The 22,089-nt window shown below is 73.1% G+C and carries 25 protein-coding genes; 9 read left to right on the plus strand and 16 right to left on the minus strand.

Annotated features, from left to right (window positions below; all coding sequences use genetic code 11):
• Positions 1-92: 92 nt before the first annotated feature.
• Both fabI and fabG read right to left on the minus strand, forming a co-directional pair.
• A complete protein-coding gene (gene fabI, locus ACZ34W_RS06580) occupies positions 93-860 on the minus strand; it encodes an enoyl-ACP reductase FabI (RefSeq protein WP_465602205.1) in 768 nt (255 codons plus the stop codon).
• Positions 861-862: 2 nt separating this feature from the next.
• Positions 863-1,582: a 3-oxoacyl-[acyl-carrier-protein] reductase gene (fabG, locus tag ACZ34W_RS06585; RefSeq protein WP_329490138.1), complete on the minus strand. Its 720-nt coding sequence runs from the start codon at positions 1,580-1,582 to the stop codon at positions 863-865.
• 341 nt (positions 1,583-1,923) lie between these two features.
• Here fabG and ACZ34W_RS06590 point away from each other — a divergent pair, with 341 nt between their 5' ends.
• The 6 genes from ACZ34W_RS06590 to ACZ34W_RS06615 all read left to right on the plus strand — a co-directional run bounded on the left by ACZ34W_RS06590 (position 1,924) and on the right by ACZ34W_RS06615 (position 7,752).
• A complete protein-coding gene (locus ACZ34W_RS06590) occupies positions 1,924-3,069 on the plus strand; it encodes an MBL fold metallo-hydrolase (protein WP_465602207.1) in 1,146 nt (381 codons plus the stop codon).
• 146 nt (positions 3,070-3,215) lie between these two features.
• Positions 3,216-4,769: a TldD/PmbA family protein gene (locus ACZ34W_RS06595; RefSeq protein ID WP_465602482.1), complete on the plus strand. Its 1,554-nt coding sequence runs from the start codon at positions 3,216-3,218 to the stop codon at positions 4,767-4,769.
• On the plus strand, positions 4,769-6,166 hold the full coding sequence (locus tag ACZ34W_RS06600; protein WP_465602209.1) for a metallopeptidase TldD-related protein: 1,398 nt from the start codon (positions 4,769-4,771) through the stop codon (positions 6,164-6,166). Before ACZ34W_RS06595 ends, ACZ34W_RS06600 begins: the two co-directional genes overlap by 1 nt.
• 28 nt (positions 6,167-6,194) lie before the next feature.
• Positions 6,195-6,743 (plus strand): RNA 2'-phosphotransferase, encoded by a 549-nt coding sequence (locus ACZ34W_RS06605; RefSeq protein ID WP_465602211.1) that lies wholly within the window; start codon positions 6,195-6,197, stop codon positions 6,741-6,743.
• Between the two features lie 103 nt (positions 6,744-6,846).
• Positions 6,847-7,230, plus strand: a complete 384-nt coding sequence (locus ACZ34W_RS06610) for a DUF3099 domain-containing protein (RefSeq protein ID WP_329490134.1) — start codon at positions 6,847-6,849, stop codon at positions 7,228-7,230.
• A 264-nt stretch (positions 7,231-7,494) separates the two neighbouring features.
• Positions 7,495-7,752: a hypothetical protein gene (locus tag ACZ34W_RS06615; RefSeq protein ID WP_352297793.1), complete on the plus strand. Its 258-nt coding sequence runs from the start codon at positions 7,495-7,497 to the stop codon at positions 7,750-7,752.
• Between the two features lie 34 nt (positions 7,753-7,786).
• On the opposite strand, the gene moaA is transcribed toward ACZ34W_RS06615, so the two are convergent.
• The 4 genes from moaA to ACZ34W_RS06635 form a co-directional block, all read right to left on the minus strand.
• Entirely contained in the window at positions 7,787-8,776 is a 990-nt protein-coding gene (gene moaA, locus ACZ34W_RS06620; protein WP_329490132.1) for a GTP 3',8-cyclase MoaA, read from the minus strand.
• Between the two features lie 92 nt (positions 8,777-8,868).
• Positions 8,869-10,479 carry a solute symporter family protein gene (locus ACZ34W_RS06625; protein WP_380392201.1) on the minus strand — a complete coding sequence of 537 codons (1,611 nt, stop codon included), beginning with the start codon at positions 10,477-10,479 and terminating at the stop codon, positions 8,869-8,871.
• Positions 10,476-10,832, minus strand: coding sequence for a DUF485 domain-containing protein (locus ACZ34W_RS06630; protein WP_329490130.1), 357 nt, complete (start codon positions 10,830-10,832; stop codon positions 10,476-10,478). The genes ACZ34W_RS06625 and ACZ34W_RS06630 overlap by 4 nt, the downstream gene beginning before the upstream one ends.
• 250 nt (positions 10,833-11,082) lie before the next feature.
• On the minus strand, positions 11,083-12,126 hold the full coding sequence (locus tag ACZ34W_RS06635; protein ID WP_329490129.1) for a zinc-dependent alcohol dehydrogenase family protein: 1,044 nt from the start codon (positions 12,124-12,126) through the stop codon (positions 11,083-11,085).
• Positions 12,127-12,285: 159 nt separating this feature from the next.
• Between ACZ34W_RS06635 and ACZ34W_RS06640 the strand changes: the two genes are divergently transcribed.
• Both ACZ34W_RS06640 and ACZ34W_RS06645 read left to right on the plus strand, forming a co-directional pair.
• Positions 12,286-13,281 (plus strand): DEDDh family exonuclease, encoded by a 996-nt coding sequence (locus ACZ34W_RS06640; RefSeq protein ID WP_329490128.1) that lies wholly within the window; start codon positions 12,286-12,288, stop codon positions 13,279-13,281.
• A 31-nt stretch (positions 13,282-13,312) separates the two neighbouring features.
• Complete coding sequence (locus tag ACZ34W_RS06645; protein ID WP_465602216.1) at positions 13,313-14,113, plus strand: SURF1 family cytochrome oxidase biogenesis protein; 801 nt, start codon at positions 13,313-13,315, stop codon at positions 14,111-14,113.
• Positions 14,114-14,121: 8 nt separating this feature from the next.
• Here the strand turns inward: ACZ34W_RS06645 and ACZ34W_RS06650 are convergent, their stop codons facing one another.
• Entirely contained in the window at positions 14,122-14,454 is a 333-nt protein-coding gene (locus ACZ34W_RS06650; RefSeq protein WP_329490126.1) for a thioredoxin family protein, read from the minus strand.
• The gene (locus ACZ34W_RS06655) at positions 14,455-14,880 is read right to left on the minus strand and encodes a MerR family transcriptional regulator (RefSeq protein ID WP_329490125.1); all 426 of its coding nucleotides are present in this window, start codon (positions 14,878-14,880) and stop codon (positions 14,455-14,457) included.
• Positions 14,881-15,058: 178 nt separating this feature from the next.
• Between ACZ34W_RS06655 and ACZ34W_RS06660 the strand changes: the two genes are divergently transcribed.
• Positions 15,059-15,829 carry an SDR family oxidoreductase gene (locus ACZ34W_RS06660; RefSeq protein WP_329490124.1) on the plus strand — a complete coding sequence of 257 codons (771 nt, stop codon included), beginning with the start codon at positions 15,059-15,061 and terminating at the stop codon, positions 15,827-15,829.
• A 28-nt stretch (positions 15,830-15,857) separates the two neighbouring features.
• Here the strand turns inward: ACZ34W_RS06660 and ACZ34W_RS06665 are convergent, their stop codons facing one another.
• The 8 genes from ACZ34W_RS06665 to ACZ34W_RS06700 form a co-directional block, all read right to left on the minus strand.
• The gene (locus ACZ34W_RS06665; RefSeq protein WP_465602219.1) at positions 15,858-16,499 is read right to left on the minus strand and encodes an alkaline shock response membrane anchor protein AmaP; all 642 of its coding nucleotides are present in this window, start codon (positions 16,497-16,499) and stop codon (positions 15,858-15,860) included.
• A gap of 79 nt (positions 16,500-16,578) precedes the next feature.
• On the minus strand, positions 16,579-17,211 hold the full coding sequence (locus tag ACZ34W_RS06670; protein WP_465602221.1) for a DUF6286 domain-containing protein: 633 nt from the start codon (positions 17,209-17,211) through the stop codon (positions 16,579-16,581).
• Positions 17,212-17,372: 161 nt separating this feature from the next.
• Positions 17,373-17,762: a hypothetical protein gene (locus ACZ34W_RS06675; RefSeq protein WP_359804354.1), complete on the minus strand. Its 390-nt coding sequence runs from the start codon at positions 17,760-17,762 to the stop codon at positions 17,373-17,375.
• Entirely contained in the window at positions 17,762-17,953 is a 192-nt protein-coding gene (locus ACZ34W_RS06680; RefSeq protein WP_329490120.1) for a hypothetical protein, read from the minus strand. The genes ACZ34W_RS06675 and ACZ34W_RS06680 overlap by 1 nt, the downstream gene beginning before the upstream one ends.
• Before the next feature lie 42 nt (positions 17,954-17,995).
• Positions 17,996-18,502, minus strand: coding sequence for an Asp23/Gls24 family envelope stress response protein (locus ACZ34W_RS06685; RefSeq protein WP_329490119.1), 507 nt, complete (start codon positions 18,500-18,502; stop codon positions 17,996-17,998).
• A 165-nt stretch (positions 18,503-18,667) separates the two neighbouring features.
• Positions 18,668-19,474, minus strand: coding sequence for an enoyl-CoA hydratase/isomerase family protein (locus ACZ34W_RS06690; RefSeq protein WP_329490118.1), 807 nt, complete (start codon positions 19,472-19,474; stop codon positions 18,668-18,670).
• A 232-nt stretch (positions 19,475-19,706) separates the two neighbouring features.
• Positions 19,707-19,940: a helix-turn-helix domain-containing protein gene (locus ACZ34W_RS06695; protein WP_049658450.1), complete on the minus strand. Its 234-nt coding sequence runs from the start codon at positions 19,938-19,940 to the stop codon at positions 19,707-19,709.
• A 376-nt stretch (positions 19,941-20,316) separates the two neighbouring features.
• A complete protein-coding gene (locus ACZ34W_RS06700; protein WP_329490117.1) occupies positions 20,317-21,915 on the minus strand; it encodes an ABC-F family ATP-binding cassette domain-containing protein in 1,599 nt (532 codons plus the stop codon).
• Between the last annotated feature and the right edge of the window lie 174 nt (positions 21,916-22,089).

Consider the following 22,089-nt stretch of genomic DNA (forward strand, 5'->3'; position numbering starts at 1 on the left):
CCGTGCGCACCGGACGTGCGCGGGGCCCGCACAGCACCGCGGCCCGGCACCCCCAGGAGGGGTGCCGGGCCGCGGTGCTGTGCGGGCAGCGGTCAGGCGCCGATGGCGTGCAGGCCGCCGTCCACGTGGACGATCTCGCCGGTGGTCTTCGGGAACCAGTCCGAGAGCAGGGCGACGACGCCGCGGCCGGCCGGCTCCGGGTCGGAGAGGTCCCACTTCAGCGGGGAGCGGGTGTCCCAGGTGGCGGCGAGGTCCGCGAAGCCCGGGATGGACTTGGCGGCCATCGAGCCGATCGGGCCGGCCGAGACCAGGTTGACCCGGATGTCGCGGTCGCCGAGCTCACGGGCCATGTAGCGGGAGGTGGCCTCCAGCGCGGCCTTGGCCGGGCCCATCCAGTCGTACTTCGGCCAGGCGAACTGCGCGTCGAAGGTCAGACCGACGACCGAGCCGCCGTCCTGCATCAGCGGCAGCAGCGCCGTGGTGAGCGACTTCAGCGAGAACGCCGAGACGTGCATGGCGGTCGCCACGGACTCCCACGGCGTGTTCAGGAAGTTGCCGCCCAGGGCGTCCTGCGGGGCGAAGCCGATCGAGTGGACGATGCCGTCCAGGGTCGGCAGGTGCTCGCGGACCTGGTCGGCGATGCCGGCCAGCTGCTCCTCGCTGGAGACGTCCAGCTCCAGCACCTTGACCGGGTTCGGCAGCTTCTTGGCGATCCGCTCGGTGAGGCTGGGCCGGGGGAAGGCGGTGAGGATGATCTCCGCGCCCTGCTCCTGCGCGAGCTTCGCGGTGTGGAAGGCGATGGAGGACTCCATCAGCACTCCGGTGATCAGGATCCGCTTGCCCTCAAGGATTCCACTCATGCTCAGTGACCCATGCCCAATCCGCCGTCTACGGGAATGACGGCTCCGGTGATGTACGCGGCCTCGTCCGAACCGAGGAACCGCACGGTGTTGGCGACCTCGGCGGGCGCCGCGTAGCGGCCCAGCGGCACGCCCGAGACGATCTCCGCGCGGCGCTCGTCGCTGAGCACTGCGGTCATGTCGGTGTCGACGAAGCCGGGGGCGACCACGTTGACGGTGATGTTGCGCGGGCCGAGCTCACGCGCCAGCGAGCGCGCGAAGCCGACCAGGCCGGCCTTGGAGGCGGCGTAGTTGGCCTGGCCCGGGGAGCCGGTGAGACCGACCACCGAGGAGATCAGCACGACCCGGCCCTTGCGCGCGCGCATCATCAGCTTGGAGGCGCGCTTGACCACCCGGAACGCCCCGGTCAGGTTGGTGTCCACGACGGAGGTGAAGTCCTCTTCGGACATCCGCAGCAGCAGGGTGTCGTGGGTGATGCCCGCGTTGGCGACCAGCACCTCGACCCCGCCGTGCTTGGCCTCGATCTCCGTGAACGCCGCGTCGACCTGCGCGTTGTCGGTGATGTCGCAGCGCACCGCGAGCACGTCGTACTTGGCCAGCTCCGCGGGAACCTCACCCGAGCGGCTGGTGATGGCGACCTTGTCGCCCGCCTCGGCGAAGGCCAGGGCGATCGCGAGGCCGATGCCCCGGTTTCCTCCGGTGACGAGAACCGAGCGGCTCAACGATCCACCTCTCTCCGTAGTGTGCGCGTACGTCGGTATGAGCACGCAGTGTGACGCTATCGGTCGGCCCCGGGCGGCGACGAATCGGGCTCCCACAGCGCCTCACCGAAGGAACTGTCGCAATCCGACAATCCGTACCGGGGCCCGCCCGTCCCCGGTCCCCGGCCGCCCCGGCCTACCCTTGTGGCGTCCACTGCGGCGGTTTTCCGGGAACAACGCGACGGGGCGCACCCGTTGCCCCCGTGGTGCGGGACGACCGGGGCCGGCCGTACCGAAGTTCCCGGACGGGTCCCGGCGCGCGGGGCCCGACGGCCACGGCGACGAGCGAAGGCAGAGCACGGATGAGCGACGCACAGTCCGGTACCACCCACCGGCGGGGACGACTGCTGGCCCTGGCCGCCCTGGCGGCCGGCGCGGGAGCGGCCGCCTGGTCGCTGCGCGACCTGCCGGCGGCTTTCGGACGGCGGCCGGACGCCGCCCGGGAGGCCCGGGTGCGCAACTCCCCGCAGTACCGGGACGGCGTCTTCCACAACGCACCGTCCACCCAGGCCCGGGCCAAGTCCGCGGCGGACATCGACCGGGACACCGTGCGCCGGATGCTGTTCCAGCGCGAGGGCCGGGTCCCGGCCCACCCGGTGCCCACCGTCCGCCCGGCCGGCGGACCGCGCGAGGCCGCCGAGGGCGTGGAGATCACCTGGTACGGGCACGCCTCCGCGCTGGTCGAGATCGAGGGCACCCGGGTACTGCTCGACCCGGTCTGGAGCGAGCGCTGCTCCCCCACGGCGCACGTCGGCCCCAAGCGGCTGCACCCGGTGCCGGTCGAGCTGGAGGAGCTGCCGCAGGTCGACGCGGTGCTCATCTCGCACGACCACTACGACCACCTGGACATGGCGACGGTCAAGCGGCTGGTCCGCAGCCAGTCCGCGCCCTTCGCGGTGCCGCTCGGCATCGGCGGCCACCTGCGCCGCTGGGGCGTCCCGGAGCACCGGATCATCGAGCTGGACTGGGACGAGACCTGCACGCTCGGCGAACTCGCCGTCACACTCACCTCCGCCCACCACTTCTCCGGGCGCGGTCTGACCCGCAACACCACGCTCTGGGGCTCCTGGGTGATCGCCGGGCGGACCCGCAAGGTCTTCTACACCGGGGACTCCGGCTACTTCGAGGGCTACGCGCGGATCGGCGAGCAGCACGGCCCGTTCGACGCCGCCCTGATGCAGATCGGCGCCTACGACACGGCCTGGGCGGACATCCACATGACGCCGGAGGACGCCGTCCTCGCGCACCGCGAGCTGAACGCCGGCCTGCTGGTGCCCGTCCACTGGTGCACCTTCAACCTGGGCCTGCACCCCTGGGCCGAGCCGATCGAGCGGCTGCTGGTCGAGGCCAAGGCGCAGGCCGTCCCGCTCGCGGTGCCGCGCCCCGGCGAGCGGGTGGACGTCGACAACCCGCCGGAGCTGGACGGCTGGTGGGAGACGGTCGGCTGACCGGATCCCCGGGGGCGGCGGCCGCCGCGTGTCACCGCCCGAATGCGCTGGCCGAAACCCCCTGAACGGGACATGATGCCGTGCGGGTACCCGGTTCGGAGTACCCGCACCGTCATCCCCCCGACCAGGGAGCCCGCTTGCCTCCGATGTCCCCGACCAGCAGTTCCGGCGCCCCGCACGGGCGCGCCGTCGACCCGCTGTTCCTCGCCTACCCGCTGCGCGCCCTGGCCGACGCGGCACTCACCCGCGCCCGGGAACTCGGCGCCGAACACGCCGACTTCCGCCTGGAGCGGGTCCGCAGCGCGTCCTGGCGGCTGCGCGACGCCCGGCCGGCCGGCACCTCCGACAGCGTCCAGCTCGGCTTCGCCGTCCGGGTGCTGCTGGACGGCGCCTGGGGCTTCGCCGCCGGGGTCGACCTCACCGGGGCCGCGGCGGCGCGGGTCGCCGAACAGGCCGTCGCGGTGGCCCGGCTGTCCGGCGGGATCAGCCGGGCGGCCGGTGCGAAGGAGCGCGTCGAGCTGGCGGACGAGCCGGTCCACCCGGACGCCACCTGGGTCTCCGCGTACGAGCTGAACCCCTTCGAGGTGCCGGACGCGGAGAAGACCGCGCTGCTCGCCGACTGGAGCGCGCGCCTGCTCGGCGCCGAGGGCGTCTCGCACGTCAGCGCCAGCCTGCTGACGGTGCAGGAGAACAAGTTCTACGCCGACACCGCCGGCACCGTCACCACCCAGCAGCGGGTCCGGCTGCACCCCTCGCTGGAGGCCACCTCGGTGGACGAGCGCACCGGGGCCTTCGACTCGATGCGCACGCTGGCCCCGCCGGCCGGGCGCGGCTTCGAGTACCTGCGCGGCACCGGCTGGGACTGGGACGCCGAGCTGGCCGAACTGCCCGCCCTGCTGGCCGAGAAGATGAAGGCGCCGAGCGTCGAGCCGGGCCGCTACGACCTGGTCGTCGACCCGTCCAACCTCTGGCTGACGATCCACGAGTCGATCGGCCACGCCACCGAGCTGGACCGCGCGCTCGGCTACGAGGCCGCCTACGCCGGCACCTCCTTCGCCACCTTCGACAAGCTGGGCTCGCTGCGCTACGGCTCCGAGCTGATGCACGTCACCGGCGACCGCACCGCCGAGCACGGCCTCTCCACCATCGGCTACGACGACGAGGGCGTCGCCACGCAGTCCTGGGACCTCGTCAAGGACGGTGTCCTGGTCGGCTACCAGCTCGACCGCGGCATGGCGAAGCTCAAGGGCTTCGACCGCTCCAACGGCTGCGCCTTCGCCGACTCCCCCGCCCACGTCCCGGTCCAGCGGATGGCCAACGTCTCGCTCCGGCCGGCCGCCGACGGCCCCGACACCGAGGGCCTGTTCGCCGGCGTGGAGAACGGCCTGTACATCGTCGGCGACCGCTCCTGGTCGATCGACATGCAGCGCTACAACTTCCAGTTCACCGGTCAGCGCGCCTACGCCATCCGCAACGGCGAACTCGCGGGCCAGGTCAAGGACTTCGCCTACCAGGCCACCACCACCGACTTCTGGGGCTCGATGGCGGCCGTCGGCGGCCCGCAGACCTACGTGCTCGGCGGGGCCTTCAACTGCGGCAAGGCCCAGCCCGGCCAGGTCGCGGCGGTCAGCCACGGCTGCCCCTCGGCGCTGTTCCGCAACGTCAACGTGCTCAACACCCAGCAGGAGGCGGGTCACTGATGACCGCGATTCAGCCCCACGAACTCGTCGAGCTGGCGCTCGGCCTCTCCCGCGCCGACGGCTGCGTGGTGATCGCCGACGAGGAGTCGACCGCCAACCTGCGCTGGGCCGGCAACGCGCTCACCACCAACGGGGTGACCAGGGGCCGGCGGCTCACCGTGATCGCCACGGTGGCCGGCGCCGAGGGCACCGCCTCCGGCGTGGTCTCCCGCGAGGCCGTCACCGCGGACGAGGTGGAGGGCCTGGTGCGGGCCGCCGAGCAGGCCGCCCTGGCGGCCGGTCCGGCCGAGGACGCGCAGCCGCTGGTGGCCGACCGACCGTCCTCGCCCGACTTCGCCGGGCCGCCGGCCGAGACCTCGATCGAGGTCTTCGCGGCCTTCGCGCCCGCCCTCGGCGAGGCCTTCGCCCGGGCCGCCGCCCAGGGCGAGCTGCTGTACGGCTTCGCCCGGCACGAGGTGGTCTCCAGCTACCTGGGCACCTCCACCGGCCTGCGGCTGCGCCACGACCAGCCGACCGGCACGGTCGAGCTGAACGCCAAGACCGCCGACCTGTCCGGCTCCGCCTGGGCGGGCGCCGCCACCCGGGACTTCGCCGACGTGGACGTCGCCGCACTGCACACCGAGCTGACCAAGCGGCTGGCCTGGGGCACCCGGAAGATCGACCTGCCGGCCGGCCGCTACGAGACGCTGCTGCCGCCCTCGGCCGTGGCCGACCTGATGGTCTACCTCAGCTGGTCCGCCGGCGGCCGGGACGCCGCCGAGGGCCGGACGGTCTTCTCCAAGCCCGGCGGCGGCACCAGGGTGGGCGACAAGCTGGCCGCCCTGCCGCTGACGCTGCGCTCCGACCCGGCCGAGCCGGGGCTGGAGGCGGCGCCCTTCGTACTGACCCACTCCACCGGCGGGGACTCCTCGGTCTTCGACAACGGCCTGGAGCTCACCGCCACCGAGTGGATCCGCGACGGCGAGCTGGCCGAGCTGATCACCACCCGGCACTCCGCCGGGCTCACCGGCCTGGCACTGCGCCCGGCGGTGGACAACCTGGTGCTGGAGACGGCCGACGGGGCCGGCGCGCCGACCCTGGACGAGATGATCGCCCGCACCGAGCGCGGCCTGCTGGTCACCTGCCTCTGGTACATCCGCGAGGTGGACCCGGCGAACCTGCTGCTCACCGGCCTCACCCGGGACGGCGTGTACCTGGTGGAGAACGGCCAGGTGGTCGGCGCGGTGAACAACTTCAGGTTCAACGAGTCGCCGGTCGACCTGCTCGGCCGGATCACCGAGGTGGGCCGGACGGAGCGCTGCCTGCCGCGTGAGTGGGGCGACTGGTTCACCCGGGCCGCGATGCCGCCGGTGCGGGTCGCGGGGTTCAACATGAGTTCGGTGAGCCAGGCCTCCTAGGCGGCTCGGGGGCGAGGGATCGGGAGAGATGGACGAGAAGCGCACGGTCAGGACCAGCAAGGCGCTGTCCCGCGTCCTGCGGCACGAGCCCGAGCGGGTCGGGATCACGCTGGACGCGGCCGGCTGGGTCGGGGTGGACGTGCTGCTCGCCGCGCTGGCGGCGAACGGCACCCGGCTGACCAGGTCCGAGCTGGACCACGTGGTGGCGACCAACAACAAGCGCCGCTTCGCCTACTCCGACGACGGTCTCTCGATCCGCGCCAGCCAGGGGCACACGGTGGCGGTCGACCTCGGTCTGGCCGCCGCCGAGCCGCCGGCCCGGCTGTTCCACGGCACCGCCTCCCGGAGCCTGGACGCGATATTCCGCCAGGGCCTGCGGCCGATGGCCCGCCAGGACGTCCACCTCTCGGCCGACACCGACACCGCGCTGCGGGTCGGCTCCCGGCACGGCCGGCCGGTGGTCCTGGCGGTCGACGCCGCCGCCATGGCGGCGGCCGGTCACGCCTTCCGGATCAGCGCCAACGGCGTCTGGCTAACCGACGCGGTACCCCCGGAGTACCTCTCCCTGCTCCATTAGGACGCGGCGTCCGCCCCCGGTCTCGTCGGCCGCCCCCGCGCGGCGTACCGTGAAGTGGCCGCGCTGCGAGGCACGGCAGGTGCGTGGACGAGGGCGGTAGGACATGGGCAAGAGCGCCGGCGGTGGACAGGTCCACCGGATCACGGGGGCACGCAGCAGCCTCACCGAGGACGTCCGGGGCCGACAGCGCCGCTACGTGGCCTCGATGCTGCTCCGCACCGTCTGCGTGCTGCTCGCGGTGGTCCTGTGGGACGTCCAGCGGGTGCTCGCGTTCGCCGCACTCGCGGGCGCGGTGCTGCTGCCCTACTTCGCGGTGCTGATCGCCAACGCCGGCCGCGAGCGGGCGCCGGGGCTGCCGAGCACCTTCGACGTACCGCCGGAGACCGTGCTGATGCTCGGCCCCGGCGGTACGGGTGGGGCCGGCGCTTCACATGATGCCGGTGTGGCACAGAGCGTGCCCACCGATTCTTCACAGCCATCGAACTGACTGTCCGTTTTAGGGGGTTTTCCAGCGACTCCCTCGACAGAAAGCTCAAAAGAACCTCAGATTAATCATGCAAGACCTCCCCATGCCGGGGTCCTGCCGTGACATACTGCGTACGCGCTCCGCATCCCCCGTCGGAGCGACGGACCGACGCCGGGCGGCTCCCCCCGTGGCTGCCCGGCGTCGCCATGCCCGGACGCGCCGTCGCCGTCCGGGAGCGTGAAAGACTGGCGGTGCAGACGACCCGCTATCGCTGAGGACGGCACCATGGAATCCCCGGGCTCCCCGCAGACGCAGGCACCGGTCTGCTCGGCCAAGGGCTGCCGGGCGGACGCCCGGTGGGTGCTGGTCTGGAACAACCCGAAGCTGCACACCCCCGACCGCCGCAAGACCTGGGCGGCCTGCGAGGAGCACCGCGAGCACCTCTCGCAGTTCCTCGGCGTGCGCGGCTTCCTCAAGGAGGTCGTCGCCCTCGCCGACTGGACCGCGCCGGACGCGCCGGGCCCCGCCGAGCCGTCCGCGTAGCGTCCGGCGAGGGGGCCCGGCGGTGCGGAGCCGGTCAGCCGCCGATCGCGGACATCGGCCGCTCGGGCTGCAGGAACTCCGGGGCGTCGATCCCTGCCCCGGCCTTCTTGCCCCACATCGCCGCACGCCAGAGCTCGGCGATCTCGTCGTCCCCGGCGCCCGACCGCAGCGCCGTCCGCAGGTCCGTCTCGCCGGTCGCGAACAGGCAGTTGCGGACCTGGCCGTCGGCGGTGAGCCGGGTGCGGTCGCAGGCGCGGCAGAACGGCCGGGTGACCGAGGCGATCACGCCGACCCGGCCCGGGCCGCCGTCCACCAGCCAGCGCTCGGCCGGAGCCGCGCCGCGGCGGTCCGAGGGCTCGGGGGTCAGCGTGAACCGGGTGGCGAGCCGTTCCAGGATCTCCCCGGCGGTCACCATCGACGAGCGGTCCCAGCCGTGCTGGGCGTCCAGCGGCATCTGCTCGATGAACCGCAGCTCGTAGCCCTCCGCCAGGCACCGGGCGAGCAGCTCGGGCGCCTCGTGGTCGTTGACCCCGCGCATCAGGACGGCGTTCAGCTTGACCGGCGTCAGCCCGGCGGCGACGGCGGCGCTCAGCCCGTCCAGCACGTCCTGGTGGCGGCGGCGCCGGGTGAGGGTGTGGAAGGTGTCCGGGTCGAGGGTGTCGAGCGAGACGTTGACCCGGTCCAGCCCGGCGGCGCGCAGCGCCCCGGCGGTCCGGGCGAGGCCGATGCCGTTGGTGGTCAGCGAGAGCTCGGGGCGGGGTTCGAGCGCGGAGCAGGCGGCGACGATGCCGACCAGCCCAGGGCGCAGCAGCGGCTCACCCCCGGTGAACCGGACCTCCCGGACGCCGAGCTCGCGCACGGCGAGGCCGACCAGCCGGACGATCTCCTCGTCGGTGAGCAGGTCGGGCTTGGCCAACCACTGCAGGCCCTCCTCGGGCATGCAGTAGGTGCAGCGCAGGTTGCACCGGTCGGTGAGGGAGACCCGCAGGTCGACGGCCTGCCGGCCGAAGGTGTCGAGCAGCACGGCGGTCCCTTCCCGTGAGTGTGCGGCCGGGAGTGCGGCCGGCCCGGTCCCCGCTCCCGCGGGGCCGGGCCAGCTTAGTCATCATCCGCCCGTCAGTGGGCGCCCAGCCCGGTCAGCGAGCGGACCTCCAGTTCAGCGTACTTCGCCGGGTCGGCCTTCTCCTTGGAGAGCAGGGTGCCGATCCAGCCGGCCAGGAAGCCGATCGGGATGGAGACCAGTCCGGGGTTCTCCAGCGGGAACCAGTGGAAGTCGGCGTCCGGGAAGAGCGAGGCCTTGCCGCCGGAGACGACCGGCGAGAAGAACACCAGCGTCACCGAGCTGACCAGCCCGGCGTAGACCGAGCTGACCGCGCCGGTCGTGGTGAAGCGCTTCCAGAACAGCGAGTAGAGCAGCGTGGGCAGGTTGGCGGAGGCCGCTACCGCGAAGGCCAGCGCGACCAGGGCGGCGGTGTTGAGCTTCCCCGCGAAGAGGCTGAGCACGATGGCGACCGCGCCGATCGCGACCGCGGCCCACTTGGCCGAGAGGATCTCCTCCTTCTCGGACGCCTTGCCGCGCCGGATGACGTTGGCGTAGAGGTCATGGGCGAAGGAGGCCGAGGAGGCCAGGGTGAGGCCTGCCACCACGGCCAGGATGGTGGCGAAGGCCACCGCCGAGATCACCGCGAGCAGGATCGCGCCACCGGTGGTGCCCGGGCCGCCGCCGAGCTGCTCGGCGAGCTGCGGGGCCGCGGTGTTGCCGGCCGGGTTGGCCGCCTTGATCGCCTTGGGGCCGACCAGCGCGGCCGCGCCGAAGCCGAGCGCCAGGGTCATCAGGTAGAAGCCGCCGATGATGCCGATCGCCCAGAGCACGGACTTCCGGGCAGCCTTGGCGGTGGGGACGGTGTAGAAGCGGACCAGGATGTGCGGCAGGCCCGCGGTGCCGAGCACCAGCGCGATCCCGAGGCTGAGGAAGTCGAGCTTGGTCGTCCCGTTGACCCCGTACTTCAGCCCCGGTTCGAGGAACGCGGCGCCCTTGCCGCTGGCGTCGGCGGCGGCGCCGAGCAGCGCGGAGGGGTTGAAGTGGTACTTGGCCAGCACCAGGACGGTCATCAGCGCGGTGCCCGCGATCAGCAGCACCGCCTTGACGATCTGCACCCAGGTGGTGCCCTTCATGCCCCCTATCACCACGTAGATCACCATCAGGGCGCCGACCGCGACGATGGTCAGCCGCTTGGCGCCGTCCCCGCTGACGCCGAGCAGCAGGGCGACCAGCGTGCCGGCGCCGACCATCTGGGCGAGCAGGTAGAAGATCGACACCACGATGGTGGAGATGCCCGCGGCGGTCCGGACGGGGCGCTGCTTCATCCGGAAGGCCAGGACGTCGGCCATGGTGTAGCGGCCGGAGTTGCGCAGCGGTTCGGCGACCAGCAGCAGGGCGACCAGCCAGGCGACCAGGAAGCCGATCGAGTAGAGGAAGCCGTCGTAGCCGGAGAGCGCGATGGCGCCGGCGATGCCGAGGAAGGACGCGGCGGACATGTAGTCACCGGAGATGGCCAGGCCGTTCTGGAACCCGGTGAAGCTCCGGCCGCCGGCGTAGAAGTCGGCGGCGCCCTTGGTCTGCCGTCCGGCCCAGACGGTGATGCCGAGGGTGGCCAGGACGAAGAACCCGAACAGGGTCATCGTCAGACCGCGGTGCTCGGTGGCGGAGCTGGCGAGCAGGGTCATTCGGCGGCCTCCCGGGGAGCGTGGACCACGGCGCCCTGGGCTTCGCGGATCGCGGCGGCGGGCGGGTCGAGCCGCCGGTCCGCGTAGCGCGCGTACCAGGCCGCGATGGCGAAGGTGGTGACGAACTGCAGCAGCCCCAGCACCAGGGCGACGTTGATGTGCCCGGCCACCTTGGTGCCCATGAGGCCGGGGGCGTAGCTGGAGAGCAGGACGTAGAGCAGGTACCAGAGGACGAAGCCGATGGTGACCGGGAAGGCGAAGCTCCGGAACGAGCTTCGAAGGGTGCGGAACTCCTCGCCCTCTTCGATGAGTTGGACTTCGGTAGGGGCAGTGGTGATCGGCGGCGATTCCACGCTGTCTCCTCACTCCTTCGGCGTAGTGGTCGCACCAGTGGAACGATCGGACGTGAGGGGCGTCACAGTCCGGATGCGCGCCGCGCAATGCTAGGAGGGTCGTGCCCGCTCCGAAAGGGGTTGTCCGTGACCAGCCATCCGTTCACCCGCTCGCGCTAGTCAATTGGCCGAAAACCATCACTTCCCGACAGCGGGAAGGGCGGCACCGATGTGCGGTGCCGCCCTTCGTGGAGCCTGTGGTGACGATGCGTCAGAAAGCGATCCGCACCTTCAGCGCGGAGCGGTCGTCCATCGCGCGGTAGCCGTCCGGGACACCGTCCAGGTCGACGGTGCGGTCGAAGACCAGGCCGGGCTCGATGGCGCCGGAGAGGACGTCCGGCAGCAGCTCGGGGATGTACGCGCGGGCCGGCGCGACTCCGCCCCTGAGCGAAACGTTTCGGCCGAACATCTGGCCGATGTCCACGCCGGCGCTACCGCCGTGCGGGACGCCGACGTACCCGACCGCGCCGCCGTCCCTGGCGATCGAGATCGCGGTCCGCATCGACTCCTCGGTACCGACGGCCTCCAGCACGGCGTGCGCGCCCTGTCCCCCGGTCAGCTCCTTGACCGCCTCGATCGCCGCCTCGCCGCGCTCGGCGACCACGTCCGTCGCCCCGAAGCGCCGGGCCAGGTCGGTACGGGCGGTGTGCCGGCCGAGCGCGATGATCCGGCCCGCGCCGAGCCGGTGCGCCGCCAGGACGCCGCACAGGCCGACCGCGCCGTCGCCGACCACCGCGACGGTGGCACCGGCGCGCACGCCCGCCGTGACGGCCGCGTGGTGGCCGGTGGCCATCACGTCGGAGAGGGCGAGCAGGTTCGGCAGCAGCTTCTCGTCGCCCGCCGCCTCGCCGGGCAGCCGCACCAGGGTGCCGTCGGCGAACGGCACGCGCACGGCCTCGCCCTGGCCGCCGTCCGAGCCGACCTCGCCCCAGAAGCCGCCGTGCGGGCAGGAGGTCTGCAGGCCCTCGCGACAGAAGTCACACGTGCCGTCCGACCAGACGAACGGGGCGACCACGAAGTCGCCCGGGCGCACGTCGCGGACCTCGGTGCCGACCTCCTCGACCACGCCGAGGAACTCGTGCCCGATCCGCTGCCCGGCCGTCCGCGCCGCCACGCCCCGGTAGGCCCAGAGGTCGCTGCCGCAGATGCAGGCGTTCACCACGCGCACCACGGCGTCGGTCGGGCGTTGGATCACCGGGTCCGGCACCTCCTCGATCCGGATGTCGTTCGGGCCGTGGATCACGGTGGCGCGCATGGGGGATTCGTCCTTCGCAGAGACGGCCGCGTGGGGGTGTGGTGCGGCCGGGGGATATTCGACTGGGTGTACGACGAATACGCGTCCCACTCTATTCCGGCCGACCGGTACGAACATTTCGGCCGAGCCCGGCCGCGAGGGCGCTTATTCTGTTTGACCATGCATGCGATCCAGCCCGAGACGAACGGCGCGCCGCGGACCGTCCCCGTCCCCGCCCAGCGCTCCGCCGCCCCCGACGAGGGCTTCGCGGTGGTCGACGTCGAGACCACCGGGCTCGGCCGCTCGGACCGCGTCATCTCGGCCGGCCTCTACCAGCTGGACGCCGACGGGGAGGTCACCGACCACTGGTACACGCTGGTCAACCCCGGCCGCGATCCCGGCCCGGTCTGGATCCACGGCCTCACCGACGACGTGCTGGCGGGCGCGCCCACCTTCCCGGAGATCGCCGACGAGTTCGCCGAGCGGCTGCGCGGCCGGGTGATGGTCGCCCACAACGCGCTCTTCGACTGGAACATGATCTCCCGCGAGTTCTCCCGGGCCGGCCTGCGCGCCCCGGTGGACCAGCGGCTCTGCACCATGGTCCTCTCCCGCGACCTGCGGCTGCCGCTGCCCAACGGCAAGCTGGCCTCGCTCGCGGCGTACTTCGGCGTCCGCCAGCGCCAGGCGCACAACGCCCTCGACGACGCCCGGGTGCTGGCCGAGGCGTTCCGGCCCAGCCTGCACCTGGCCCGCTCGGGGGGCGTCCCACTGCCGCTGCAGACCTGTGTGGCCGTCACCGACCTCGGCGCGGAGGAGCCCGCCTCCCCCGCCCGCGGCTCCTGGACCGGCGCCTCCTACCGGCAGGCCAGGAAGCGTCCGCCGTGCCCCTACCCGAACCCGGGGCGCTGGGAGGACGGCAAGCCGCTGGTGCAGGGCATGCGGGTGGCGTTCACCGGCGACACCGCGACCGACCGCGAGGTGCTGGAGGACCGCGCGGTGGAGGCCGGCCTGCACATCGCCTCCTCGGTGAGCCGGCTCACCAGCCTGCTGGTCACCAACGAGCCGGGGGGCTGGAGCGGCAAGGCCCGCAAGGCCCGCGAGGTCGGCACGCCGGTCCTCGGCGAGGACGCCTTCCTGCATCTGCTGCGCGAGGTCGCCCCGCACCCCGGTGCGTGATCCGGTTGTGAGGTGGGCGTACCGTGCCCGTGTGTACCGTTTTCTGCTCTCGCGGCGCTGGGTGATCACGCTGCTGATCGCCCTGCTGCTGATCCCCACCACCATCCGGCTGGGGTTCTGGCAGCTGCACCGCCACGAGGCACGCGTGGCCCGCAACGAGCTCATCGCCCAGGCACTCACCGACCGGCCGGTCCCGTTCGACACGCTGTCGGGCTCGCCCGGCTTCACCGTCCCCAAGGACCTGACCTGGCGGACGGTGACGGCGACCGGGGAGTACGACCCGGTGCACGAGTTCGTGGTCCGCAAGCGGACCGGTTCCGGCGGGGACAAGATCGGCTACTTCGTCGTCACCCCGCTCCGGCTCTCCGACGGCAAGGGCAGCGTCCTGGTCAACCGCGGCTGGGTGGCGTCCGGCGGCTCCGCCAGCGAGTACCCGCAGGTGCCGGCCGCGCCGGCCGGGGAGGTCACCCTCACCGGTCGCCTGCGCGCCGACGAGACCGCGGCCGGCAGCGGCATCCGGGACCGGGCCGGCCTGCCGGACCGGCAGTTCAACCTGATCAGCACCGAGCAGCAGGCCGGCGAGACCGGCGCCACCCTGCTCGGCGGCTACCTGGAGCTCACCGCCACCACCCCGGCCCCGGCCGACCAGCCCGAGCTGCTGCCCGAGCCCAACCACTCCGACATCGGCCCGCACATGGCGTACGCGGTCCAGTGGTGGCTGTTCACGGCGATGATCCCGGTCGGCTTCTGGGTGATGGTGCGCCGCGAGGCCAAGGACCGCGCCAAGGAGGCCGCCGAGGCCGAGGTGGAGCAGGAGAGCGTGCCGGCGTAGCCCGCGAGCTACAGCACGTCCTCCAGTTCGCGCAGCAGCCGCACCTTGGCCCGGGCGCCGACCATGGACTTCACCGGCTCACCGCCCCGGAAGACCATCAGCGTCGGCATCGACAGGACCCCGTACGCGGCCTGGGTCTGCGGATTGTGGTCCACGTCCACGGTGACCACCGTGAGCCGGTGCGCCTGCTCCTTCGCGATGTCGGCCAGCACCGGCACCATCTGGCGGCACGGCGGGCACCAGTCCGCCGTGAACTCCACCAGGACCGGTCCTTCGGCCCCCAGCACCTCGGTCGCGAACGTGTCGTCCGTGACCTCCGGCACTCCAGCGATCTTCCCCATCTACCGCTCCTCCCACTCGACTGCCAACTCACACTGCGGCGTCTGCCAGGCGGCCTCGGCCGCCAGCTCGTCACGGGCCTGCTCGGCCCGGGCGAACTGCTCGGCCACCTGCGTACGGACCTCCTGGAGCCGGGTGATGCACTCGTCCAGCTCGGCCAGCTTGCGCCGGTAGACCTCCAACGAGGCCGGGCAGGAGTCCCCCTCCGGGTGGCCCGCCCGCAGGCACTCGACGAACGGGCGGGTCTCCTCCAGTTCGAAACCGAAGTCCTGGAGCGTGCGGATCTGCTTCAGCAGCCGCAGATCGTCCTCGCCGTACGCGCGGTAGCCGTTGCCGGCCCGTCGGGCGGGTAAGAGCCCGAGCTGCTCGTAGTACCGCAGCGCCCGGGTGGTCGTCCCCGCCCGCTCCGCCAGCTCACCGATCCGCATGACCGCACCCGTTCCTTCCGACCGCCGTTCGAACGCCGTCGGGTACGACGGTAGACCTTGACGCGGGCGTCAAGGCCAGCTCCCGGACGCAGTCGGCCGAAACTCGCCGCCTCCTCGGGCCGCGGCGGCCGCCGTGCCCCCTACCCCGCCGCTCCCCCGACCCGGCAGGATGGGAGCCATGGATCTTGGACTGAAGGACACGGTGTACGTGGTCACCGGCGCCACCCGGGGCCTCGGCCTGGCGGCCGCCCGCGAGCTCGCCGCCGACGGCGCCCGGGTGCTGGTCAGCGGGCGGAACAAGGAGTCCGTCGACGCGGCGGTGGCCGAGCTCGACGCCCTCGGCGGCAGCGGCGCGGCGCACGGCCTGGTCGCCGACAACGCGGACCCGGAGACCGCCGGGCGGCTGCTCGGCGCGGCCGTGGAGCGCTTCGGCCGGCTGGACGGCGTGCTGATCAGCGTCGGCGGCCCGCCGCCCGGCCCGGTGAGCGCCGCCCCCGAGGAGGCCTGGCGCGGCGCCTTCGAGTCGGTCTTCCTCGGCGCCCTGCGGCTGGCCCGGGCCGCGGCCGAGGCGCTCGGCGAGGGCGGTGTGATCGGCTTCGTGCTCTCCGGTTCGGTCCGCGAGCCGATCCCCGGTCTGGGCATCTCCAACGGGCTGCGGCCGGGCCTGGCGATGGCCGCCAAGTCGCTCGCCGACGAGCTGGGCCCGCGCGGGATCCGGGTGGTCGGCCTGCTCCCGGCCAGGATCGACACCGACCGGGTCCGCGAACTGGACGCCCTCGGCGGCGACCCCGCCGCCGCCCGGGCCCGCAACAGCGCCGGCATCCCGCTCCGCCGCTACGGCACCCCGGCGGAGTTCGGGAAGGTCGCCGCCTTCGCGCTCTCCCCCGCCGCCTCCTATCTGACCGGTGTGATGATCCCGGTCGACGGCGGCGCCCTGCGCGGGCTCTGAGCCACCCGCCGGAGCCGGTCGCGGGCGGCTAGTCGACCCGCGGACGCCGACGCCGGCCGCCGCGCCCGCGCGCGGCGGCCGGCTTCGCCGCCTGCACCCGCACCCGGAGTTCGGCGGGCAGCTCGGCCAGGCCGAGGCTGGCGCGGGCGTCACCGCGCGGGCCGGTCTCGAAGTGCTCCACCAGCTCCGCCGGATCACCGCCCGGGGTCAGCCGCACGGCCGCCCGCAGCCGCTGCCGACCGGAGCCCCGCAGCAGCCGGACGCTGACCCGTTCGACCTCCGGAAGGGCCACCGTCCCGGTCTCCAGCGCCTCCTCCAGGGCCCGGGTGCGCAGCCGCAGCCGCAGTCCGCCCGCCCCAGGCGTGGGGAGGACGACGGTCGCCGGGCCGCTGCGGCGCAGCTGGGCGAGGAGCCACCAGCCGGTACCGACGACGACCAGGACCAGCCCGGCGGTCACGGCCGGCCACCACCACGTCTCGTCGGACCAGCGGGTCCGCGAGCTGGAGCTGACCACCGGCTGGTCCGGCGAGGTGAGCGGCCACCGGCTCGGCGGGTCTACCCCCAGCCGTGCGTAGAGGTCGAGCCCGCCGGCCAGCACCAGCAGGCCGACCGCCAGCAGCAGCACGGCGGCGGCCCCCAGCAGCACCCGGTTGACGGTGGACCGACTCACCGCACCATCACCACCCCTCCTCGTCCGACCCGCACCCGCGTGTCCGTCCTCCGCCGCCCGGCTCCGGACGGTGTCCCGCTCATCCGACCCCGCCGACCCCGCCGACCCCGCCGACCCCGCCGGCCGCCGGCGTGCCCGGGACCGCCGCGGTGCCTTCCGGCGGCCCGGGCACGGCGCCGTCGCCCGCGCCACCCCCGCCCCGCTTCGCCCGGACGTCGAGGCGCAGCGGCCGGGCCAGGCTGATCTTCGCGAGTTCCGCGCGCAGCTGCCGTTGCACCGAGGCCGGGTCGGCCGGGCCCGTGAGCACCGCCTTCACCCGGCGGCGGTTGACCCGGACGGTGAGGTGCTCGATGCCCGGCAGTCCGGCCGCCCGGTCGTGCAGGAGGGTGCCGACGCCGGCGCGGTCGATGGCGGCGGAGGTCCCGCCGAGCGGGCGCAGCGGCAGCCAGCGGCGCAGCCCGGGGGCGAGGGCGAGCCAGAGCAGCCAGGCCCCGAGCAGGACGGCCGCCCCGGCGCCGACGAGCACCCAGGGGTCGTCCAGGTGGCGGGTGGCCAGTTCGTCCGCGACCTCGGCCCGCCAGCGGCGGGCGGCGTGCCCGGTGCGCACGGCGATCACGTCGTAGAGCAGTGCGGCGCCGACCACCAGCACGACGGTGGCGACGACTACGGCGGCGACCGTGCGGGGGGCCCGCAGCCGGGGCACCTTGACCATGACCGGCTCGGGCTCGCCGGCCTCCGGCGGGAGAGCACTCGCCCCACTCAAACCCGGCGGCGACGACCCCGGCGGGAGAGCGCCCGATCCACCCGAACCCGGCGGCGACGACCCCGGCGGGAGAGCGCCCGGCGGAACGGCGTCCGGTGTCGGCCCGGTCGTCACCGCGGCCCCCCGGTGACCAGTCGTTCGACGACCACCACCACCTCGCCGACCCGCGTCCCGGTCAGACCGCCGACCTGCGCGGCGATCCGCTCCCGGACGGCCCGGGCGAGCGCGGCGAGGTCGGCGGGGAACGGCAGCTCGACGGAGACCCGGACGGTGACGGTGCTGCCCGGCACGGCGACCGAGACCTTCGGCGGCGCGCCCCGCTCCGTCCGGCCGCGCCACGCGTCGTCGAGCGCCTCACGGGCGGCCCGGGCGGCGATCCGGGCGTAGACCCGGTCGGCCACCCGCAGCCGCCCGCGGACGCCGGGCTCGCGGCGGCGGGCGGCGGGGGTGACCGCGGTGGTGGAGGTGGCCGAGGTGGCAGGGGTGACGGGGGACGCCATCAGCGGCGCCGGTCGCGGCCGCGCAGCAGGTCGCCGAGATCACCGATCTCGATGTCGCCCTCCAGCAGGCGCCCGACCACGAAGCCGACCACGCCCAGCGCGGCCACCAGCAGGAACGCCGCGAAGCCGCCGAAATAGCCGGCGAAGCCGAGGGCCATACCCACCACCAGGCCGACAATGGCCAGGTTCATCCGCTACTCCTCGTCTTCCACTGCTGCTGTCCCCCGACGGGGCTACTTCAACTTGGGCCGCTGTCCGGAGGGGACGCTCTCCTCTTCCTCCTCCTCGACGTCCGGCTCGTCGGGCAGATGGACGTCGTTGACCGCGATGTTGACCTCGACGACCTCCAGGCCGGTCATCCGCTCCACCGCGTCGATGATGTTCTCCCGTACCTGACGGGCCAGTTCGGGGATGACCACGCCGTACTCGACGACCAGGGCGATGTCGATGGCGGTCTGCTTCTCCCCCACCTCGGCCTTGATCCCTCGCCCGACGGCGGACTTGCCGCCGGGCACCCGGTCGCGCATCGCGCCGAAGGTCCGGGACAGGCCGGACCCGAGGGCGTGGATGCCGGAGACCTCGCGGGCGGCCATACCGGCGATCTTCTCGACCACACCGACGGCCAGGGCGGTACGGCCGCGGTCGGTCACCCCCCGGCCGGTGTCGGCCGCCGGGGCGACCGGTCCGGGCGCGGCGGAGGGGTTCTTGTGCATGGTGGCGGGCGTCGGAGTGTCAGGCATGGGTGGTTCTCCCGTCGTACGGCTCCAGCTATATCGCAAATCGCTCCAACTCTGGCATTTCGCCACGATTCGCGCCCCCGGAGCGGCGACCGGGGGAGCTGCGACGCCGAAGGCCCGGCTCCGGGGGCGGTCCCCCGGAGCCGGGCCTTCGGCGTCCTCGTGCGGTCAGTCGCCGATGCCGGCCAGATCGCGCAGGCGGCGAGCCTGTGCCGCCCGTTCGGCCGAACGCTGCTCGTCGTACGAGCGTCCGCCCGCACCCTGGAGCAGCGCCTTGGTCTCGATGACGGCGCTGCGCGGGGCGGCGAGCAGCGCGGCGGCGAGGTCGCGGGCGGCGGCGTCCAGCTCCGCGCCGGGGACGGCCAGGTTGGCCAGCCCGATCGCGGTGGCCTCCTCGGCGCCGACCCAGCGGCCGGTCGCGCAGATCTCCAGCGCCCGGGCGTAGCCGACGAGCTCGGTGAGCGGCTTGGTACCGGCCAGGTCGGGGACGAGGCCGAGCGAGGTCTCCTTCATGGCGAACCGGGCGTCGTCGGCGACCACGCGCAGGTCGCAGGCGAGGGCGAGCTGGAAGCCGGCGCCGACGGCGTGGCCCTGGACGGCGGCGATCGTGACCACGTCGGGCCGGCGCCACCAGGAGAAGGCCTCCTGGTAGTACGCGATGGTGTCGTCGAGGTCCTTGTCCTCGGCGGCGGCCAGCTGGAGGAAGGTGACCTCGCCGGGGATCCCCTCGGGGGTGAACATCGCGCGGTCCAGGCCGGCCGAGAAGGAGAGGCCCTCGGCGCGCAGCAGCACCACCCGGACGGCGCCGGGAAGCTCCCGGCCGACCGCGGCCAGCGCGCGCCACATCGCGGGCGACTGGGCGTTGCGCCGTTCGGGCTGACAGAGGGTGACGACGGCGAGTTCGCCGTCGATCTCCAGGCGGACGCCGTCCTGCTCCCAGCTCGGGGCCTGCGGGTCGGTGGCGGGGGCGGTCATGCGGGGACCTCCGGTGGCGAGGGACTTGGCTACCGGAGAGTAACAAAAACTGGGCGCGCTGCGGCAGGGCAGCGGCGCCCAGTGTTTCGGACGGGTCCGGGCCGGGCCCGGACGGACGGCGGCGGGCATGACGATCGGCGGCCGGTTCGCTCCGACCGGAGGCGGACGACCGACGTCGTCCATCCGGCCCGCGCCCTGCCGCCGAGTCATCCGTCGAAGAACCGACGGACCGTCAGGAGCTGGCTCCAGCAGTAGCTTTGTTCTTGCCCCGCGTGGCACCGCCGCGGCCCCGGAGGATCACTCCGGACTCGCTCAGCATCCGGTGCACGAAGCCGTACGAGCGACCGGTCTCCTCCGCGAGAGCGCGAATGCTCGCCCCGGAGTCGTACTTCTTCTTGAGATCGGCCGCGAGCTTCTCACGCGCGGCACCGGTCACCCGGCTGCCCTTTTTCAGAGTCTCGGCCACCCGTGCCTCCTCGTAGCGTTGCTCGGTCAGATTCCCATGATCACCCATCCACAGCCTCCTGGCCACCCATTCGACAAGGTCGATGCCGGGAATGCGCGTTCCGTCGGTGGTGATCCGAGCGCACAAGGGCGCTCACGCAGAGTGCACGCCCCCGGAGCGATACCGCCATTCGGCGCGAAAGAGCTGATCAGCAGCATCGGCCCGACCACGATCGAGTGGCGGGCCGACGGAAGCTTCTCAAACGGAATCCCGGACCTCTTCATTCCCGGACACGCCGTAAGTACTAGTTTTTCTGGTCCGAAGAGTGGACGAGGCGTCTACTCCAGGCCGGGCGGAGGCCGGGCCGGATCAGGCGGGCCGCATCAAGGGAGCCGGATCAGGCGAGCGAGACCAGGTCGTTGTAGGCCGGGCTCCAGAGGTCCTCCACGCCGTCCGGCAGCAGGATGATCCGCTCCGGCTGGAGCGCGTCGACCGCGCCCTCGTCGTGGGTCACCAGCACGACCGCGCCGCTGAACTCCCGCAGCGCGCCCAGGATCTCCTCGCGGCTGGCCGGGTCGAGGTTGTTGGTGGGCTCGTCGAGCAGCAGCACGTTGGCACTGGAGACCACCAGCGAGGCCAGCGCCAGCCTGGTCTTCTCACCACCGGAGAGCACCCCGGCCGGCTTGTCGACGTCGTCCCCGGAGAACAGGAAGGAGCCGAGGATCTTGCGGATCTGGACCAGGTCGGTGTCGGGCGCCGAGGAGCGCATGTTCTCCAGCACCGTGCGCTCCGGGTCCAGGGTCTCGTGCTCCTGGGCGTAGTAGCCGATCTTCAGGCCGTGGCCCGGGATCACCTCGCCGGTGTCCGGCTTCTCCACCCCGGCCAGCATCCGCAGCAGGGTGGTCTTGCCCGCGCCGTTGAGGCCCAGCACCACGACCCGCGAGCCGCGGTCGATGGCCAGGTCCACGCCGGTGAAGATCTCCAGCGAGCCGTAGGACTTGGAGAGGTCGGCGGCGGTCAGCGGGGTCTTCCCGCAGGGAGCCGGGTCCGGGAAGCGCAGCTTGGCGACCTTGTCGTTCAGCCGGACCTGCTCCAGGCCGGACAGCAGCTTCTCCGCACGGCGGGCCATGTTCTGCGCGGCCACCGTCTTGGTCGCCTTGGCGCGCATCTTGTCGGCCTGCGCGTTCAGGGTCGCGGCCTTCTTCTCCGCGTTGGCCCGCTCGCGCTTGCGGCGCTTCTCGTCGTCCTCGCGCTGCTGCTGGTACTGCTTCCAGCCCATGTTGTAGACGTCGATCGCGGAGCGGTTGGCGTCCAGGTAGAAGACCTTGTTGACGACCGTCTCGACCAGCTCGACATCGTGCGAGATGACGATGAAGCCGCCCTTGTAGGTCTTCAGGAAGTCCCGCAGCCAGGCGATCGAGTCGGCGTCGAGGTGGTTGGTGGGCTCGTCGAGCAGCAGCACGTCGGAGTCCGAGAAGAGGATCCGGGCCAGCTCGACGCGGCGGCGCTGACCACCGGAGAGGGTGTGCAGCTGCTGTTCGAGGATGCGGTCCGGCAGGCCCAGCGCGGCGGCGATGGTGGCGGCCTCGGCCTCGGCGGCGTACCCGCCCTTGGTGAGGAACTCCGTCTCCAGGCGCGAGTACTTCTTCATCGCGTTGTCCCGGGTGGCGCCCTTGCCGTTCGCCATCCGCTCCTCGTTCTCGCGCATCTTCTTCAGCACGCTGTCGAGGCCGCGGGCGGAGAGGATGCGGTCCTTGGCGAGGACGTCGAGGTCACCGGTGCGCGGGTCCTGCGGGAGGTAGCCGACCTCACCGGAGCGGGTGACCGTGCCCGAGGCCGGCAGGCCCTCGCCGGCCAGCACCTTGGTGAGCGTGGTCTTCCCGGCGCCGTTGCGCCCGACCAGACCGATCCGGTCGCCCGGGGCGACCTTGAAGCTGGCGGACTCGATCAGGATGCGGGCACCGGCGCGCAGCTCAAGGGCGTTGGCGGAAATCATGGCTGGGACTACTCCTGGGACGTGGGCGGGCGCCTGGGCATGGCACAGGGCCGGGGCAGCGGAAGGGGGCGACGTCGGCAGACCGGCGGACCGCCCGGGGGCGGCGCCGCTCGTCCGCTAGTGCCCGGAGAGAACAGCCATGACGGCAAGTCTACCGGGCCCCGTGACGGGGCC

It is taken from the genome of Kitasatospora sp. NPDC022856, from assembly GCF_055561235.1.

Excerpts from the sequence above, each read along its gene's own strand:
- ACZ34W_RS06615 (WP_352297793.1), top strand. The coding sequence starts at position 7,495 with ATGGAATCCCCGGGCTCCCCGCAGACGCAGGCACCGGTCTGCTCGGCC.
- ACZ34W_RS06670 (WP_465602221.1), bottom strand. The coding sequence starts at position 17,211 with ATGGTCAAGGTGCCCCGGCTGCGGGCCCCCCGCACGGTCGCCGCCGTA.
- ACZ34W_RS06590 (WP_465602207.1), top strand. The coding sequence starts at position 1,924 with ATGAGCGACGCACAGTCCGGTACCACCCACCGGCGGGGACGACTGCTG.
- ACZ34W_RS06595 (WP_465602482.1), top strand. The coding sequence starts at position 3,216 with ATGTCCCCGACCAGCAGTTCCGGCGCCCCGCACGGGCGCGCCGTCGAC.
- ACZ34W_RS06635 (WP_329490129.1), bottom strand. The coding sequence starts at position 12,126 with ATGCGCGCCACCGTGATCCACGGCCCGAACGACATCCGGATCGAGGAG.
- ACZ34W_RS06650 (WP_329490126.1), bottom strand. The coding sequence starts at position 14,454 with ATGGGGAAGATCGCTGGAGTGCCGGAGGTCACGGACGACACGTTCGCG.
- ACZ34W_RS06700 (WP_329490117.1), bottom strand. The coding sequence starts at position 21,915 with ATGATTTCCGCCAACGCCCTTGAGCTGCGCGCCGGTGCCCGCATCCTG.
- ACZ34W_RS06680 (WP_329490120.1), bottom strand. The coding sequence starts at position 17,953 with ATGAACCTGGCCATTGTCGGCCTGGTGGTGGGTATGGCCCTCGGCTTC.
- ACZ34W_RS06685 (WP_329490119.1), bottom strand. The coding sequence starts at position 18,502 with ATGCCTGACACTCCGACGCCCGCCACCATGCACAAGAACCCCTCCGCC.
- ACZ34W_RS06605 (WP_465602211.1), top strand. The coding sequence starts at position 6,195 with ATGGACGAGAAGCGCACGGTCAGGACCAGCAAGGCGCTGTCCCGCGTC.
- ACZ34W_RS06690 (WP_329490118.1), bottom strand. The coding sequence starts at position 19,474 with ATGACCGCCCCCGCCACCGACCCGCAGGCCCCGAGCTGGGAGCAGGAC.
- ACZ34W_RS06675 (WP_359804354.1), bottom strand. The coding sequence starts at position 17,762 with ATGGCGTCCCCCGTCACCCCTGCCACCTCGGCCACCTCCACCACCGCG.
- ACZ34W_RS06660 (WP_329490124.1), top strand. The coding sequence starts at position 15,059 with ATGGATCTTGGACTGAAGGACACGGTGTACGTGGTCACCGGCGCCACC.
- ACZ34W_RS06640 (WP_329490128.1), top strand. The coding sequence starts at position 12,286 with ATGCATGCGATCCAGCCCGAGACGAACGGCGCGCCGCGGACCGTCCCC.
- ACZ34W_RS06600 (WP_465602209.1), top strand. The coding sequence starts at position 4,769 with ATGACCGCGATTCAGCCCCACGAACTCGTCGAGCTGGCGCTCGGCCTC.
- fabI (WP_465602205.1), bottom strand. The coding sequence starts at position 860 with ATGAGTGGAATCCTTGAGGGCAAGCGGATCCTGATCACCGGAGTGCTG.
- ACZ34W_RS06655 (WP_329490125.1), bottom strand. The coding sequence starts at position 14,880 with ATGCGGATCGGTGAGCTGGCGGAGCGGGCGGGGACGACCACCCGGGCG.
- ACZ34W_RS06625 (WP_380392201.1), bottom strand. The coding sequence starts at position 10,479 with ATGACCCTGCTCGCCAGCTCCGCCACCGAGCACCGCGGTCTGACGATG.
- ACZ34W_RS06610 (WP_329490134.1), top strand. The coding sequence starts at position 6,847 with ATGGGCAAGAGCGCCGGCGGTGGACAGGTCCACCGGATCACGGGGGCA.